The organism is Pseudomonas putida S13.1.2, from assembly GCF_000498395.2.
Lineage (GTDB): Bacteria > Pseudomonadota > Gammaproteobacteria > Pseudomonadales > Pseudomonadaceae > Aquipseudomonas > Aquipseudomonas putida_Q.
The window spans coordinates 5248868-5264364 of record NZ_CP010979.1 but is presented as its reverse complement, the minus strand read 5'-3'; the positions used below and the strand labels follow the sequence as shown (position 1 = coordinate 5264364).

Below are 15497 nucleotides of genomic sequence, written 5' to 3'. Positions count from 1 at the left end.
CGGATATGTGAAGCCCAGGCTGAAGCCAACAGCAGCCCTTACTGCCGCGAAATGCTCAGGCCTCATTGTGAAGGTGAGGAATTCCCGACCACCACCATGCCGTGACTTGACCTGACACCTGTCCAGTCTAGCGATCGCCAATACTCTCGAGCAACTGGAGACAAGCCACAATTTAACGTGGCTATGGCATCAGAAACTGAAAACTGGCGGGCTTACAGATAAGACAGAAAACGCCTACAACCGGAGCTCACCTCGCTTCGGCCTGAATGCTTTTTCCGTTGCCGGTTGGAATACCAGCGCCGTAACGAGGCCGCTATCACCGTGTTGCAGCGGCGATTGGCCTCATAAGGTTTCAGTTCATTGCACGATCAGGTTGTTGAACAGCAGGTCTTCGACGATCGGCTTGCCCTCTTCCGCTTCCAGCACCTGCTGCACCTGCTTCAGCGCCTCCTGGCGAAGGTGCTCCTTGGACTCGACATTGCTCATGCTGTCCACGGTCTGCTGGGTGAACAGTGCCACCAGCTGGTTGCGGATCAGCGGTTCGTGATGCTTCACCGCCTTGGCCGCTTCGTCGCCGGTCACGCGCAGGGCCACGTCGGCCTTGTACACGCGCAGCCGCGGGCCGCCGTCGAGGGCATAGTTACCCACAAAGGGTGGGCTCAGGCTGATGTAAGCAACCTTGGGCGCCCCTTCCTTGGCTTCTTCGGCCATGGCCGCAGCCGGCAGCAGCAGCGCCAGCACCATCAAGATCCACGCTTTCACGAATTCGCTCCTCAATACAGTTGGCGCCAGCTTACCCAGCACGCCGCTCAAACCCAAGCCGGGGCTTATGCCGGCCCATCAGGGCGGGCCATGCTCGTTGACCCGGCAAGCGGCCCTCCTACACTTATCGGCCACTACCCGCAAAGGAATAGCCCCGATGAAAGCTGTGTTGTGCAAAACCCTGGGTCCGGCGCGTGATCTGGTACTGGAAGACGTGGCCAGCCCGCTGCCGAAGAAAAACGAGATTCTGCTGGATGTGCAGGCCGCCGGTGTCAACTTCCCCGACACCCTGATCATCGAAGGTAAATACCAGTTCCAGCCACCACTGCCGTTCTCACCCGGCGGCGAAGCCGCGGGCGTGGTGGCCGCGGTTGGGGAAAAAGCCGGCGCGTTCAAGGTCGGCGACCGGGTCATGGCACTCACCGGCTGGGGTGCGTTCGCCGAGCAGGTGGCGGTGCCGTTCTACAACGTGATGCCAATTCCGGCCAGCATGGACTTCACCACCGCTGCAGCGTTTGGCATGACCTATGGCACCTCGATGCACGCCCTGCGCCAGCGCGGCCAATTGCAAGCAGGCGAGACACTGCTGGTACTGGGCGCATCCGGCGGGGTCGGTCTGGCGGCGGTGGAAATCGGCAAGGCCATGGGTGCGCGGGTGATCGCGGCGGCCAGCAGTGCCGAAAAAGTGGCCGTGGCCAAGGCGGCCGGGGCAGATGAGCTGATCGACTACAGCCAAGCCAGCCTGCGCGAAGAAATCAAGCGCCTGACCGGCGGCCAGGGTGTGGATGTGATCTACGACCCGGTCGGCGGCGAGCTGTTCGAGCAGGCAGTGCGCGGGCTGGCCTGGAATGGCAGGCTGCTGGTGGTGGGTTTTGCCAGCGGCAGCATTCCACAACTGGCGACCAACCTGGTGCTGCTCAAGGGCGCGGCGGTGCTGGGGGTGTTCTGGGGCGCGTTCGCACAGCGCCAGCCCGAGGATAATGCGGCCAACTTCAAGCAGCTGTTTGCCTGGCATGCCGAAGGTAAGTTGAAGCCGCTGGTGTCGCAGACTTATCCACTGGCCGAGGCCGGGGCTGCCATCGAGAAGCTGGGGCAGCGGCAGGCTGTGGGTAAGTTGGTGGTGCGGATGCATTGATTTTTCTGGGGCTGCCCTGCAGCCCTATCGCGACACAAGGCCGCTCCTACAGCGCAACGCAAATCCCTGTAGGAGCGGTCTTGTGTCGCGATGGGCCGCACAGCGGCCCCAAAAACTCAAACTTCACGCAGGTTATGGCAACGCCTGAACCGCGCCTCCAGGTTGCGATCGGGCATCTGGTGGCTGCGCAAGGCATTCAAGGTCTGCTCGACATAGTCGCGCGTGGTGCCATAACGCCCCTTGGCACTGGCCAGGATCTGGCTGAGCAAGGTATCCGGCAGGTTGCCCGCATAGCAAGGCAAATGCCGCTCCAGCACAAAGCCCAAGGCCTGTACCTTGCTGCCATCGCCCAGCCGGCAATTGAGCCAGTGCGGCCGATAGGCCGGGTACGGCATCTCGCGTTGCCACAGGGCCATCAGCGAGTCGTCCAGGTTGCTCTCCTCCAGCCGGTAGGCAAAACCGCTGCAGGAACCACCACGGTCCAGGCCGAACACCAGGCCGGGTGTTTCCGGGGTGCCGCGATGCTCGTGCGACCACAAGTACAGGCCACGGTGATATCCATGTACCCGCGCGCGCTGGCGCTCCACCGAATTGCACTCCGGGCGCCAGATCAGCGAACCGTAGGCAAACAGCCACACCGGCCCGCCCTGATGTCGAGACATGGTCGTCTTCATGGAGTTGAACAACTGGTCGCGAGTATGTTGCTGACCAAAGTCGAGTGAAGGAGGATATGAAACTTGCCAAGACATACTTTCAATTGCCGACATAAGCTGCCGCCATTATCCCTGTGAACTACAGATGTAGCGAGATTCGCTCAAACTGCGGCCCCAAGCCGTGTACCAAGGGCGCTTGCAGTAACCATAGGCCAGAAATGCAGGAATACTCAAGCCCTGGGGCAATACTTTAATGCGCGGTTCCGACGACTGGGGAAGTACTGTTTCGGCAACGGTTAAAGTTATTAGCCAAGGCGGTAACAATTACCGCCTTATACCCACTTGTTCCAACTTCGGTTATTAACCGCGTGGGGCGTAGGCAAACACATCCGCACGCATGCGGTGTGCATCCATGCCGGCTTCGACCAGGGCGTCGAGGGTGGCGTAGATCATGTTCGGTGAACCGCTGGCATACACATGCACCGTATTGAGGTCGGCGATGTCCTCGCAGACCGCCTCATGCAGCATGCCGCAACGGCCCTCCCAGCCGCACAGGTCACTGACGACCTGGTGCAGGAACAGGTTGGGCAGGCGCTGCCATTCGTCCCAGTGCTCGATCTGGTAGAAGTCTTCGGGCCGGCGCACACCCCAGTACAGGTGTACCGGGTACTTGAAACCGTTGGCTCGGCAATGCTCGAGCAGGCTGTGCATCTGGCCCATGCCGGTGCCGGCGGCAATCAATACCAGCGGCCCGTCGGGCAGCTCGGCCAGGTGGGTGTCGCCAAACGGCATTTCGATGCGTGCCAGGCCGTCACGCTTGAGCTGCTCGATCAGTTGCAATGCACTGGGCTCACGGGCCAGCACGTGCAGCTCCAGCTCACGCCCGGCGTGGGGTGCGGAGGCCAGCGAAAACGCGGCCGGCTTGCCGCCCTCGCGCTCGATCATCAGGTACTGCCCGGCGTGGTAACGCAGTGGCTTGCCGGCTGGTGCACGCAGGCGCACCCGCCAGACATCGCCACCCACGTCGACGCACTCAGTGACGCTGCACGCCAGCTTGCGCACCGGCAACTCACCCAGGGCGAGCACACCATCCCAGAGCAACACACAGTCCTCCAGCGGCTCGGCAATGCAGGTGAACAGCTCGCCATGGTCACGGACTTCGCCGTCCTGGCGTACCCGCCCTTCGACCAACAACGCGGCGCAGACATGGCAATTGCCATTGCGGCAGCTATTCGGGCAGTCATAGCCCAACCGCCGCGCTCCATCCAGGATCCGTTCCCCGGGTTCGAGCGCCAGCACCGCCCCGGACGGCTGCAACGTTACCTGCATCAATCTATTCCCAACTGATCCCACAGCTCATCGATACGGCGGGTGACGGCTTCGTCCTTGACGATGACCCGTCCCCATTCGCGTGTAGTCTCGCCCGGCCACTTGTGCGTGGCGTCCAGGCCCATCTTCGACCCCAGCCCCGATACCGGCGACGCGAAGTCCAGGTAGTCGATCGGCGTGTTGTCGATCATCACCGTATCACGCTTGGGGTCCATGCGTGTGGTGATGGCCCAGATCACATCGTTCCAGTCACGGGCGTTGATATCGTCATCGGTGACAATAACGAACTTGGTGTACATGAACTGTCGCAGGAACGACCACACACCCAGCATCACGCGCTTGGCGTGGCCTGGGTACTGCTTTTTCATGGTCACCACCGCCATGCGGTACGAGCAGCCTTCTGGCGGCAGGTAGAAGTCGGTGATTTCCGGGAACTGCTTCTGCAAGATCGGCACGAACACTTCGTTCAGCGCCACACCGAGAATCGCCGGCTCATCTGGCGGGCGGCCGGTGTAGGTGCTGTGGTAGATCGGTTTCTGCCGGTGGGTGATGCGCTCGACGGTGAACACCGGGAAGCTGTCCACTTCGTTGTAGTAGCCGGTATGGTCGCCATACGGGCCTTCCGGGGCCATTTCGCCCGGGTGGATCACGCCTTCCAGGATGATTTCGGCGGTGGCCGGTACCTGCAGGTTGCTGCCACGGCACTTGACCAGCTCGGTGCGATTGCCGCGCAGCAGGCCGGCGAAGGCATACTCGGAGAGGGTGTCCGGCACCGGGGTCACGGCACCCAGGATGGTCGCCGGGTCAGCCCCCAGGGCCACGGCAACCGGGAACGGCTGGCCGGGGTTTTTCTCGCACCACTCACGGTAGTCGAGGGCGCCGCCACGGTGGCTCAGCCAGCGCATGATGACCTTGTTGCGGCCGATGACCTGCTGGCGGTAGATGCCCAGGTTCTGGCGGTCCTTGTTCGGGCCGCGGGTAACGGTAAGGCCCCAGGTGATCAGCGGCGCCACGTCGCCTGGCCAGCAGTGCTGGATCGGCAGTGCGCCGAGGTCGACATCATCACCCTCGACCACCACTTCCTGGCATACCGCGTCCTTGACGACCTTCGGCGCCATCGACACGACCTTCTTGAAGATCGGCAGCTTGGACCAGGCGTCCTTCAGGCCCTTCGGCGGCTCTGGCTCCTTGAGGAAGGCCAGCAGCTTGCCGATTTCGCGCAGTTCTTCGACCGACTCGGCGCCCATGCCCATGGCCACGCGCTCGGGGGTGCCGAACAGGTTGCCCAGCACCGGGATGTCAAAGCCGGTGGGCTTTTCGAACAGCAATGCCGGGCCCTTCGCACGCAGAGTGCGGTCGCAGACCTCGGTCATTTCCAGGACTGGGGAGATCGGAACCTGGATGCGCTTGAGCTCGCCGCGCTGTTCCAGGCCACGGATGAAGTCGCGCAAGTCGCGATACTGCATGCAAAAGCCTCGTGTTGGCCGTATCGGTCGGGGTGCAGAGTGTAGCGCCGTTCGGGCATTGTTTGGGGGCAAAAATGCATTGGTGGCCGCTTCAGGCCTTGGTCGGGACGCTTACCTTGCGCCTCACCGATTATGCGATACAACCTTTGACAACCCGATTCCAAGGGCCTGCAGCACCTTCAACACAGTCGACAATCTTGGGTCCCCATCAGCAGCCAAGGCTCGATAGAGGTTTGGACGCGCAAGCCCCGTGGCCTGGGACAGATTAGCCATCCCACCACGCGCTTCCGCTACGCGTCGAACCGCCGTCAGAAAACCTGCGGCGCCACCAGGTTCATCGATTTCTTCAAGCGCAACCGCAAGATAATCGATGGCGAAAGACTCATCCTTGCGGAGCATTTCGAGAACACTTTCTTCATGCGAGCGTGTGCCGGTCATAGCGCTACCTTATGCCTCTGCCACAGAGATCTGGCTTGATCAATATCGGCCTGCTGCCGGTCTTTCGTGCCACCTCCGAGCAGGAAAATGATCTTCCGCCCGGAGATGGCGTAATAGACGCGATAGCCTGGCCCGAAGTCCAGTTTCATCTCGAACACGCCATCACCCACTGGTTGGGTCACGCCAAAATAGCCCTGCGCCGCCCGGTCGACCCTTGTAGTGATTCGCGCCTTCACCCTTGTGTCACGAATGGTGTTCAGCCATGCCTGGTAAACATCCACATCATTAGCGGATAGAACGTGATGAACTGCGTACATCCAAGTGTACCTTATAAGAGACATCCGTGTGACGATTCATCAACCAGCCCGGCTTCGCTGGTCTTCGGGAGGCAGGAGGCAAATGCCTGGATCAGGCAGGCCCCCACGCCACAAGCAGCATGTTGGCCTTCGTTCGGCGTGCTGGCGAACGGTCTTTTGTGACAAACAGCAAAAAGCCGGGTTTCCCCGGCTTTTGCGTGATGCCTGCGAAGCTTACTTGCGCTTCATCGACAAGAAGAACTCGTCGTTGGTCTTGGTCTGCTTGAGCTTGTCGACCAGGAACTCGATGGCGGCGATTTCGTCCATCGGGTGCAGCAGCTTGCGCAAGATCCACATGCGCTGCAGTTCGTCGTCGGCGGTCAGCAGCTCTTCGCGGCGGGTACCGGAACGGTTGATGTTGATGGCCGGGAACACGCGCTTCTCGGCGATGCGGCGGTCCAGTGGCAGCTCCATGTTGCCGGTGCCCTTGAACTCTTCGTAGATCACTTCGTCCATCTTCGAGCCGGTTTCGACCAGCGCGGTGGCGATGATGGTCAGCGAACCGCCTTCTTCGATGTTACGCGCGGCGCCGAAGAAGCGCTTCGGCTTCTCCAGGGCATGGGCGTCGACACCACCGGTCAGTACCTTGCCGGAGCTTGGGATCACGGTGTTGTAGGCACGCGCCAGACGGGTGATGGAGTCCAGCAGGATGACCACGTCCTTCTTGTGCTCGACCAGGCGCTTGGCCTTTTCGATCACCATTTCGGCAACCTGCACGTGGCGGGTTGGCGGCTCGTCGAAGGTGGAGGCAACCACTTCGCCGCGCACGGTGCGCTGCATTTCGGTCACTTCTTCCGGGCGCTCGTCGATCAGCAGGACGATCAGGTGGCACTCGGGGTTGTTACGGGTGATGTTGGCCGCGATGTTCTGCAGCATGATGGTCTTGCCCGCTTTTGGCGGGGCGACGATCAGGCCACGCTGGCCTTTGCCGATCGGGGCGCACAGGTCGATGACGCGACCGGTCAAGTCTTCGGTGGAGCCGTTACCGGCCTCCATCTTCAGGCGCTTGTTCGGGAACAGCGGCGTCAGGTTTTCGAACAGGATCTTGTTCTTCGCGTTTTCCGGACGGTCGAAGTTGATGGTATCAACCTTCAGCAGAGCGAAGTAACGCTCCCCTTCCTTCGGCGGGCGGATCTTGCCGACGATGGTGTCGCCGGTACGCAGGTTGAAACGGCGGATCTGGCTGGGCGAGACGTAGATATCGTCCGGGCCGGCCAGGTAGGACGCATCAGCCGAGCGCAGGAAACCGAAACCATCCTGGAGAATCTCCAGCACGCCGTCACCCGAAATCTCTTCGCCGCTCTTCGCATGCTTCTTCAGCAGGGCGAAAATCACGTCCTGTTTGCGCGAACGGGCCATGTTCTCGATGCCCATCTGTTCGGCCATTTCCAAAAGATCGGTAATCGGCTTTTGCTTGAGTTCAGTCAGGTTCATAAGGGGAGTGACGTAATCATGTAAGAAGGGAGAATTAAGCTTCTGGCTTAATGAGGCCGCGCCGCTAGATGGCGACAGGATCGCGTACTGATTCGAATTAGGGATGCTTCGGCGACGGCGTGTAGAGGGCACCGGAAAAGCAGTGCGAGGCCGAATGTAACACTTGCTTTTTTCTGCGTCTAGTGCTCTGAAAAAGAAAAACCCCGCATTTGCGGGGCTTTTTTACATCACAGGTGGGCGTCGAGGAATGCGGCCAGCTGCGACTTGGACAGCGCGCCAACCTTGGTGGCTTCGACGTTGCCGTTCTTGAACAGCATCAGCGTCGGGATACCACGCACGCCGTGCTTGGCCGGGGTTTCCTGGTTTTCGTCGATGTTCAGCTTGGCGACGGTCAGCTTGCCTTCGTAGGTGGTAGCGATGTCGTCCAGGACTGGCGCGATCATCTTGCATGGGCCGCACCATTCAGCCCAGTAGTCGACCAGCACCGGGCCTTGGGCTTTCAGGACTTCGGCCTCGAAGGTGGCGTCGGTGACATGTTTGATCAGATCGCTGCTCATGGATATCTCCAGGGTCGTAAGCAAAAAAACGTTGCCCATCATAGCCGCACCCGCCGCCTACAGGAAGCCGCGGACGATTGAGTGTAACTATAGTTGTGCAAGACGCCGCGAATCGAAACTGTCATACAGCCGTCATAGAATCGAATGGCACATTGCCTTGCATCAAGGCCAGCACATCGGCTGCGTGTCACGCGTTGGCGACAGCCTGCTATCGTGGCACGATTGCCGGGTTAACGACCGAGAACAACCAGATCATGCCGCATACCATCGCGAAGAACCTGTCCCTGATCGCCGCCATCGACCTTGGCTCCAACAGTTTTCACATGGTCGTGGCCAAGGCCCACCATACAGAAATCCGCATTCTCGAGCGGCTCGGCGAGAAGGTTCAGCTTGCCGCCGGCATCGACGAAGAGCGCAAACTCAGTGAAGAGGCAATGGAACGAGGCCTGGATTGCCTCAAGCGCTTTTCCCAGCTGATCAACGGCATGCCGGCAGGCGCCGTGCGTATCGTCGGTACCAATGCCTTGCGCGAAGCGCGCAACCGTAACGAGTTCATCCAGCGCGCCGAAGCCATCCTCGGCCACCCTGTGGAGGTCATCTCCGGCCGTGAAGAGGCGCGCCTGATCTACCTGGGCGTGTCGCACACCCTGGCCGACACCCCTGGCAAACGCCTGGTGGCGGACATAGGCGGCGGAAGCACCGAGTTCATCATTGGCCAGCGCTTCGAACCGCTGCTGCGCGAAAGCCTGCAGATGGGCTGCGTCAGCTTCACCCAGCGCTATTTCCGCGACGGCAAGATCACCCCGGCCCGCTACGCCCAGGCCTACACGGCCGCGCGCCTGGAACTGATGAGCATCGAGCATGCCCTGCATCGCCTGACCTGGGACGAGGCCATCGGCTCGTCCGGCACCATTCGCGCCATCGGCGCCGCCATCAAGGCCGGTGGCCTGGGCAATGGTGAGGTCAACGCCGAGGGCCTGGCCTGGGTCAAACGCAAGCTGTTCAAGCTGGGCGAGGTCGACAAGATCGACTTCGACGGCGTCAAGCCGGACCGCCGCACCATCTTCCCCGCAGGCCTGGCCATTCTCGAAGCGATCTTCGACGCGCTGGAGCTGCAGCGCATGGACCACTGCGACGGCGCCCTGCGCGAAGGCGTGCTATTCGACCTGCTTGGCCGCCACCACCACGAGGACGTGCGCGAGCGCACCCTTAACTCGCTGATGGAGCGCTACCACGTGGATCAGGGCCAGGCTGCACGGGTCGAGCGCAAGGCTTTGCATGCCTTCGACCAAGTGGCCGACGCTTGGGACCTGAAAGACGGAAACTGGCGCGATCTTCTGGGATGGTCAGCGAAAGTGCACGAAATCGGGCTGGACATTGCCCATTACCACTACCACAAGCACGGCGCCTATCTGATCGAACACTCCGACCTGTCGGGCTTTTCCAGGGAAGATCAGCAGATGATGGCCCTGCTGGTTCGCGGCCACCGCCGCAACATTCCCAAAGACCGTTACGCCGAACTGGGTGACGAAGGAGTCAAGCTGTTGCGCCTGTGCGTGCTGCTGCGCTTTGCCATCCTGTTCCACCACATCCGCGGCACCCAACAGATGCCAAAGGTCGTACTGAAGGGCGGGGACAACAGCCTGGATGTCGTCTTCCCTGAAGGTTGGCTGGAGCAGAACCAGCTGACCCAGGCCGACTTCGCCAACGAGGCGGAGTGGCTGGCCCGGGTAGGCTTCGTCCTCAGCGTACGTTGAGGACCGGGTTGCTCAGGCGCTCCAGCAGGGTCGCCTGGGCACTGCGCGGGTTCTGGTTGCCGGTCGGGGTGCTGCGCACGTAGCGCCCGTCTGGCTGCAGGGTCCATGCGTGGGTGTTGTCGGTCAGGTAGCTTTCCAGCTCCTTCTTCACCCGCAGCAACAGCTTCTTGCCTTCCACCGGGAAGCAGGTCTCGACGCGCTTGTCGAGGTTGCGCTCCATCCAGTCGGCACTGGACAGGTAGATCTGCTCCTCACCGCCATTGAGGAAGTAGAACACCCGCGTATGCTCAAGGAAGCGGCCGATGATCGAGCGCACCTGGATATTGTGTGAAACCCCCGGAATACCTGGGCGCAGGCAGCACATGCCACGCACCACCAGGTCGATCTTCACACCCGATTGGCTGGCCTTGTACAGCGCTTTGATAACCTTGGCGTCGGTCAGCGAGTTGAATTTGGCAATGATGTGCGCCGGCTTGCCTTCGAGGGCAAACTGGGTTTCCCGCGCGATCATGTCGAGCATGCCCTTCTTCAGGGTGAACGGTGCGTGCAGCAGCTTTTTCATGCGCAGCGTCTTGCCCATGCCGATCAACTGGCTGAACAGCTTGCCAACGTCCTCGGTGAGGGAATCGTCAGAGGTCAGCAGGCTGTAGTCGGTGTACAGGCGGGCGTTGCCAGCGTGGTAGTTGCCGGTGCCCAGGTGCGCATAACGCACGATCTCGCCCTGCTCGCGGCGCAGGATCAACATCATCTTGGCGTGGGTCTTGAAGCCGACCACCCCGTAAATGACCACCGCACCAGCCGCTTGCAGGCGGCTGGCCATCTGCAGGTTGGACTCTTCATCGAAGCGCGCGCGCAATTCGATCACCGCGGTGACCTCCTTGCCGTTACGCGCAGCATCCACCAGGGCATCGACAATTTCCGAGTTGGCCCCGGACCGGTACAGGGTCTGGCGCACGGCAAGCACGTGCGGGTCCTTGGCGGCCTGGCGCAGCAGGTCGACCACCGGGGTAAAGGACTCGAACGGGTGCATCAGCAGGATGTCCTGCTTGCTGATCACGCTGAAAATGTTGTCGGCGTTCACCAGCAGCTTGGGGATCGCCGGGGTGAACGGCGTGTACTGAAGCTCCGGGTGGCTGTCCAGGCCGGTAATGCTGAACAGGCGGGTAAGGTTGACCGGGCCATTGACCTGGTACAGCTCGCTTTCGCTGAGGCTGAACTGTTTGAGCAAATAGTCCGACAGGTGTTTCGGGCAGGTGTCGGCCACTTCCAGGCGCACGGCGTCGCCGTAACGGCGCGAGAACAGCTCGCCGCGCAGGGCGCGGGCCAGGTCGTCGACTTCTTCGGAGTCCAGCGCCAGGTCGGCGTTACGGGTGAGGCGGAACTGGTAGCAGCCCTTCACCTTCATACCCTGGAACAGGTCGTCGGCGTGGGCGTGGATCATCGACGACAGGAACACGTAGTTGGCACCCGGGCCGCCAACCTCTTCAGGCACGCGGATGACCCGCGGCAGCAGGCGTGGCGCCGGGATGATCGCCAGGCCCGAGTCGCGGCCGAAGGCATCGACCCCCTCCAGCTCGACGATGAAGTTGAGGCTCTTGTTCACCAGCAGCGGGAACGGGTGGGTCGGGTCCAGACCGATCGGGGTGATGATCGGGGCGATTTCGTCGCGGAAATAGCGGCGCACCCAGGTCTTGAGCTTGGGTGTCCAGTAACGGCGGCGAATAAAGCGGATGTGGTGCTTTTCCAGCTCCGGCAGCAGCACGTCGTTGAGGATCGCGTACTGACGCTCCACCTCGATGTGCACCAGCTCGCTGATGCGCGCCAACGCCTGGTGCGGCTGCAGGCCGTCGGCGCCGGCCTGCTCACGGGCGAAGTTGATCTGCTTCTTCAGGCCGGCGACGCGGATCTCGAAGAACTCGTCGAGGTTGCTGGAGAAGATCAGCAGGAACTTGAGGCGTTCGAGCAGTGGGTAGCTCTCGTCCAGGGCCTGTTCCAGCACCCGGATGTTGAACTGCAGCTGCGAGAGTTCGCGATGAATGTACAGGCTGCTGTCGTCCAGGCCAGGGACGGCGATTGCCGGGGCCGGCGCGGGCGCGGGTGCCGCAGCCACAGGCTCGGCCAGCTGCTCCTCCACGGGCTCGGGCTCGGGCGCCGGCGGCAGGTCTGGCGGGGTCTGCACCATCTCTTCTGGGAGCTCCTGGGCTTCCTTGATCGCGACAGGGGTGAGCACTTCGTTATTCATCTGGCGTTCCTGAGGACGTTAACGCCCTATCATCAATTGAGCGGCAAGATAAGCGCCCATTATGACGCCTGTGTTACACACCAGGGCAAGCCATGGCGCGTGGCCTCTGGCATTGTCTGTGTAGGAATTGTTCACGTCGAGACACATTTGGACACTTTCACGAATGCGCGCGAAGGGGTAGGCTGCGCGTTCATTTCGCCAGCACCTCAGAAAATGCTTCAACAATTCCTGCAGGATTTCGGCTACTTTGCCCTTTTTCTAGGCACCTTCTTCGAAGGCGAGACCATCCTGGTGCTTGCGGGTTTTCTTGCGTTCCGTGGGTACATGGACATCAAGTTGGTGTGCCTGGTGGCGTTCTTGGGCAGCTATGCCGGCGACCAGCTGTGGTACTTCATGGGCCGCCGCCACGGGCGCAGGATCCTGGCGCGCAAGCCGCGCTGGCAAGCAATGGGTGACCGGGCGCTGGACCACATCCGCCGCCACCCCGACATCTGGGTGCTGAGCTTCCGTTTCGTTTATGGCCTACGTACGGTCATGCCCGTGGCCATTGGCCTGTCGGGCTACCCGCCGCGCCGTTACCTGCTGCTCAATGGTATTGGCGCGGCCATCTGGGCAATTGCCTTGGGCGCGGCCGCCTACCACTTCGGCGCTATCCTCGAAGGCCTGCTGGGCAACGTGAAGCGTTACGAGCTATGGGTGCTCGGTGGCCTGCTGGGTCTGGGCGCCCTGCTGTGGCTGCGCAGGCGCTTCCGTGCCCTGCGCGCGGAGCGCAAGGCGGCGGACCAGGCCCAGGCCCCAGAGGCTGAGAAGGCTGTAGACCACGAGAAGGAACCAGGCCAGCGGCGCGACCACCGCTAGGCCGAGTGCGCCGGCCAGGTACAGCGCCGGCGCATTCACCACCAGCCGCGCCAGCTCCAGGCGTGCAGCCCAGGGCCGGTTCTCCAGCAACGCGCCCAATACGAAAAGACCAAACGCCATCAGCGACCAGCCGAGCACCAGCGCGGCGACCGGCACGCCTTCGGCTACGTCCATCAGGTAGCTGCCCAAGGCCACATAGACCACGAACTGCATGGCCACGTAGGCTTGTTGCGGGCGGTCCAGGGCAATCTCGAACTTGCGAAACACCGTCAGGTCCTGTTTGGCCTGAGGATAGCGTGCGGCCACATCGGCCGGGCGCCAGCCAGTGGGCATGAACCAGATGCGCAGCTTGTCCCACAGGCTGGCAGTGCGCCGGGCGTCATGCCAGAGCTGGGCGTAGAACTGCAAATTGGCCCACAGCGGGTTCCAGCTGGCCAGCGGCGTGGTTACCCCGAACACCACCGGCTCGGCCGGGTCTTCCTCTTTGAAGGTGCCGAACAGACGGTCCCAGAGAATGAACACGCCGCCGTAATTGCGATCCAAGTAAGCAGGGTTTTGCGCATGGTGGACGCGATGGTTGGAAGGCGTGATCAACACCCACTCAAGCCAGCCAAGCTTGGGAACGTGCCGGGTATGCACCCAGAACTGGTACAGCAGGTTGAGCGATGCCACGGTGATGAACACCAGTGGCGGCACGCCCAGCAACGCCAGCGGCAGGTAGAAGACCCACGAGAAGATGAACCCGCTACTGGTCTGGCGCAGCGCGGTGGTGAGGTTGTACTCCTCGCTCTGGTGATGCACCGAATGCGCGGCCCACAGCACGTTGCGTTCATGGCCCAGGCGGTGCAGCCAGTAGTAGCAGAAGTCGTACAGCACGAAGGCCAGCAGCCATACCCACCAGGCTTCGGGCGGCAGGCGCAACAGCGCCAGGTGCTCGAACGCCAGGGCGTAGGTCAGCAGCCCTACCCCCTTGGTCAGCAACCCGGTGCTGGTCGACAGCGCGCCAGTGCTCAGGCTGTTGATCGAGTCGGCCAGGGTAAAGTTGCGCTGGCCACGCACACGGTCGGCCACCAGCTCCACGGCGATCAGCACGAAGAAGAACGGCACGGCCAGCAGTATCAGGTCCATGGGTACGGCCTCAGGCGGTATCCATCAAGATTAGGCCGCACCTGCGGCAACCCCTATGGCGACATCTGCCAAACTAGAGGACATTTAGCGCCTCGACACTGGAGTAATGAGCATGACAAAAAAAGTAGCGGTGATTCTTTCCGGCTGTGGCGTGTATGACGGCGCCGAAATCCACGAAAGCGTGATCACCCTGCTGCGCCTCGACCAGCGCGGTGCGCAGGTGCAGTGCTTCGCGCCGAACATTGCGCAGATGCATGTCATCAACCACCTGACGGGCGAGGAAATGCCCGAGTCGCGCAATGTGCTGGTGGAGTCTGCCCGCATTGCCCGCGGCGAGGTCAAGGACATCCGCGAAGCCAAGGCTGATGACTTCGATGCGCTGATCGTGCCGGGCGGTTTCGGGGCGGCGAAAAACCTGTCCAACTTCGCCGTGGAAGGCGCCAACTGCAGCGTCAACCCAGACGTGCTCGCCCTGGCCGAAGCCTTTGCCGACGCCTGCAAGCCGGTTGGCCTGATCTGCATTTCGCCGGCACTGGCCGCGAAGATCTACGGGCCGGGCGTGGTCTGCACCATCGGTAGCGACGCAGGCACTGCGGCGGCTGTCGAGAAAATGGGCGGCACCCATGAAGAGTGCGATGTACACGACATTGTCGAAGACACCCAGCGCAAGCTGGTGACTACCCCGGCTTACATGGAGGCCAAGTCGATCAGCGAAGCGGCGGGCGGGATCTACAAGCTGGTGGACCGAATCCTGGAACTCACGCACGAGGGTGACCAGTAAGCCCTTGGGGCCGCTGCGCAGCCCATCGCCGGCAAGCCAGCTCCTACAGCAATAGGGCATGGCTTGAGGTCAACGCGGTCGAGGTGGGAGCTGGCTTGCCGGCGATGGGCTGCAAAGCAGCCCCGCATCAGGTTTTACTCAGCCGGGCAATGATCCGGTCCAGCGCATTGGCAAACGCCTGCTTTTCACGTTCACCATAAGCCGCCTGCCCTCCCCCCACCTGGCCCTGCTCACGCAACTCGGTGAACAGGTTGCGCGCCGCCAGGCGGTCGCCCATGTTGCGCTCGTCGAATTCGCGCCCGCGCGGGTCCAGCACGGTCACGCCCTTTTTAACCAGGCGGTCAGCCAGCGGCACATCACTGCAGATCACCAGCTCGCCCGGCACGGCGTGTTCGACCAGGTAGTCGTCGGCTGCGTCCATGCCGCTGGGTACCACGATCAGGCGCACGATCGCGAACGCCGGCTTGGCCACGGCCTGCCCTGCAACCATCACCACCTCAAACTTGCGCTTGAGGGCGAACTTGACGATCAGATCCTTGGCCGCCTTAGGGCAGGCGTCGGCATCGATCCATACACGCATCGGAAATTCTCTACATGAACT

The 15497-nt window shown here is 61.8% G+C and carries 14 protein-coding genes and 1 pseudogene; 4 read left to right on the top strand and 11 right to left on the bottom strand.

Features of this window, described 5'->3' with window-relative positions; translation table 11 throughout:
- Positions 1-357 precede the first annotated feature (357 nt).
- Positions 358-762: a flagellar basal body-associated protein FliL gene (locus N805_RS23245; protein ID WP_019470973.1), complete on the bottom strand. Its 405-nt coding sequence runs from the start codon at positions 760-762 to the stop codon at positions 358-360.
- Between the two features lie 157 nt (positions 763-919).
- Between N805_RS23245 and N805_RS23240 the strand changes: the two genes are divergently transcribed.
- Entirely contained in the window at positions 920-1897 is a 978-nt protein-coding gene (locus tag N805_RS23240; RefSeq protein WP_019470974.1) for an NADPH:quinone oxidoreductase family protein, read from the top strand.
- A gap of 116 nt (positions 1898-2013) precedes the next feature.
- Here N805_RS23240 and N805_RS23235 read toward each other — a convergent pair whose 3' ends face one another.
- From N805_RS23235 to trxA, 7 genes are all read right to left on the bottom strand, one after another.
- Positions 2014-2664 carry a gamma-glutamylcyclotransferase gene (locus N805_RS23235; protein WP_019470975.1) on the bottom strand — a complete coding sequence of 217 codons (651 nt, stop codon included), beginning with the start codon at positions 2662-2664 and terminating at the stop codon, positions 2014-2016.
- Positions 2665-2910: 246 nt separating this feature from the next.
- Positions 2911-3879, bottom strand: coding sequence for a CDP-6-deoxy-delta-3,4-glucoseen reductase (locus N805_RS23230; RefSeq protein ID WP_019470976.1), 969 nt, complete (start codon positions 3877-3879; stop codon positions 2911-2913).
- The gene (gene ubiD / locus N805_RS23225) at positions 3879-5345 is read right to left on the bottom strand and encodes a 4-hydroxy-3-polyprenylbenzoate decarboxylase (protein WP_016502174.1); all 1467 of its coding nucleotides are present in this window, start codon (positions 5343-5345) and stop codon (positions 3879-3881) included. The genes N805_RS23230 and ubiD overlap by 1 nt, the downstream gene beginning before the upstream one ends.
- Before the next feature lie 123 nt (positions 5346-5468).
- Positions 5469-5783: an addiction module antidote protein gene (locus N805_RS23220; RefSeq protein WP_019470977.1), complete on the bottom strand. Its 315-nt coding sequence runs from the start codon at positions 5781-5783 to the stop codon at positions 5469-5471.
- A complete protein-coding gene (locus N805_RS23215) occupies positions 5780-6100 on the bottom strand; it encodes a type II toxin-antitoxin system RelE/ParE family toxin (RefSeq protein ID WP_019470978.1) in 321 nt (106 codons plus the stop codon). Before N805_RS23215 ends, N805_RS23220 begins: the two co-directional genes overlap by 4 nt.
- A 213-nt stretch (positions 6101-6313) precedes the next feature.
- Positions 6314-7573: a transcription termination factor Rho gene (gene rho / locus N805_RS23210; protein ID WP_003253661.1), complete on the bottom strand. Its 1260-nt coding sequence runs from the start codon at positions 7571-7573 to the stop codon at positions 6314-6316.
- Positions 7574-7800: 227 nt separating this feature from the next.
- Complete coding sequence (gene trxA / locus N805_RS23205; protein WP_019470979.1) at positions 7801-8130, bottom strand: thioredoxin TrxA; 330 nt, start codon at positions 8128-8130, stop codon at positions 7801-7803.
- Between the two features lie 254 nt (positions 8131-8384).
- Here trxA and ppx point away from each other — a divergent pair, with 254 nt between their 5' ends.
- Positions 8385-9887 (top strand): exopolyphosphatase, encoded by a 1503-nt coding sequence (ppx, locus tag N805_RS23200; RefSeq protein ID WP_019470980.1) that lies wholly within the window; start codon positions 8385-8387, stop codon positions 9885-9887.
- Here ppx and ppk1 read toward each other — a convergent pair.
- Positions 9874-12129: a polyphosphate kinase 1 gene (gene ppk1, locus N805_RS23195; RefSeq protein WP_019470981.1), complete on the bottom strand. Its 2256-nt coding sequence runs from the start codon at positions 12127-12129 to the stop codon at positions 9874-9876. The genes ppx and ppk1 overlap by 14 nt on opposite strands.
- Before the next feature lie 213 nt (positions 12130-12342).
- Between ppk1 and N805_RS30245 the strand changes: the two genes are divergently transcribed.
- On the top strand, positions 12343-12987 hold the full coding sequence (locus N805_RS30245) for a DedA family protein (RefSeq protein WP_019470982.1): 645 nt from the start codon (positions 12343-12345) through the stop codon (positions 12985-12987).
- A gap of 549 nt (positions 12988-13536) precedes the next feature.
- On the opposite strand, the pseudogene N805_RS31085 reads toward N805_RS30245, so the two are convergent.
- Positions 13537-14115: pseudogene (locus N805_RS31085) on the bottom strand (sterol desaturase family protein); the annotation flags it as partial.
- A 112-nt stretch (positions 14116-14227) separates the two neighbouring features.
- Here N805_RS31085 and elbB point away from each other — a divergent pair.
- On the top strand, positions 14228-14896 hold the full coding sequence (gene elbB, locus N805_RS23180; RefSeq protein ID WP_019470984.1) for an isoprenoid biosynthesis glyoxalase ElbB: 669 nt from the start codon (positions 14228-14230) through the stop codon (positions 14894-14896).
- 127 nt (positions 14897-15023) lie between these two features.
- On the opposite strand, the gene N805_RS23175 is transcribed toward elbB, so the two are convergent.
- Complete coding sequence (locus N805_RS23175; RefSeq protein ID WP_019473824.1) at positions 15024-15476, bottom strand: YaiI/YqxD family protein; 453 nt, start codon at positions 15474-15476, stop codon at positions 15024-15026.
- Positions 15477-15497 lie beyond the last annotated feature (21 nt).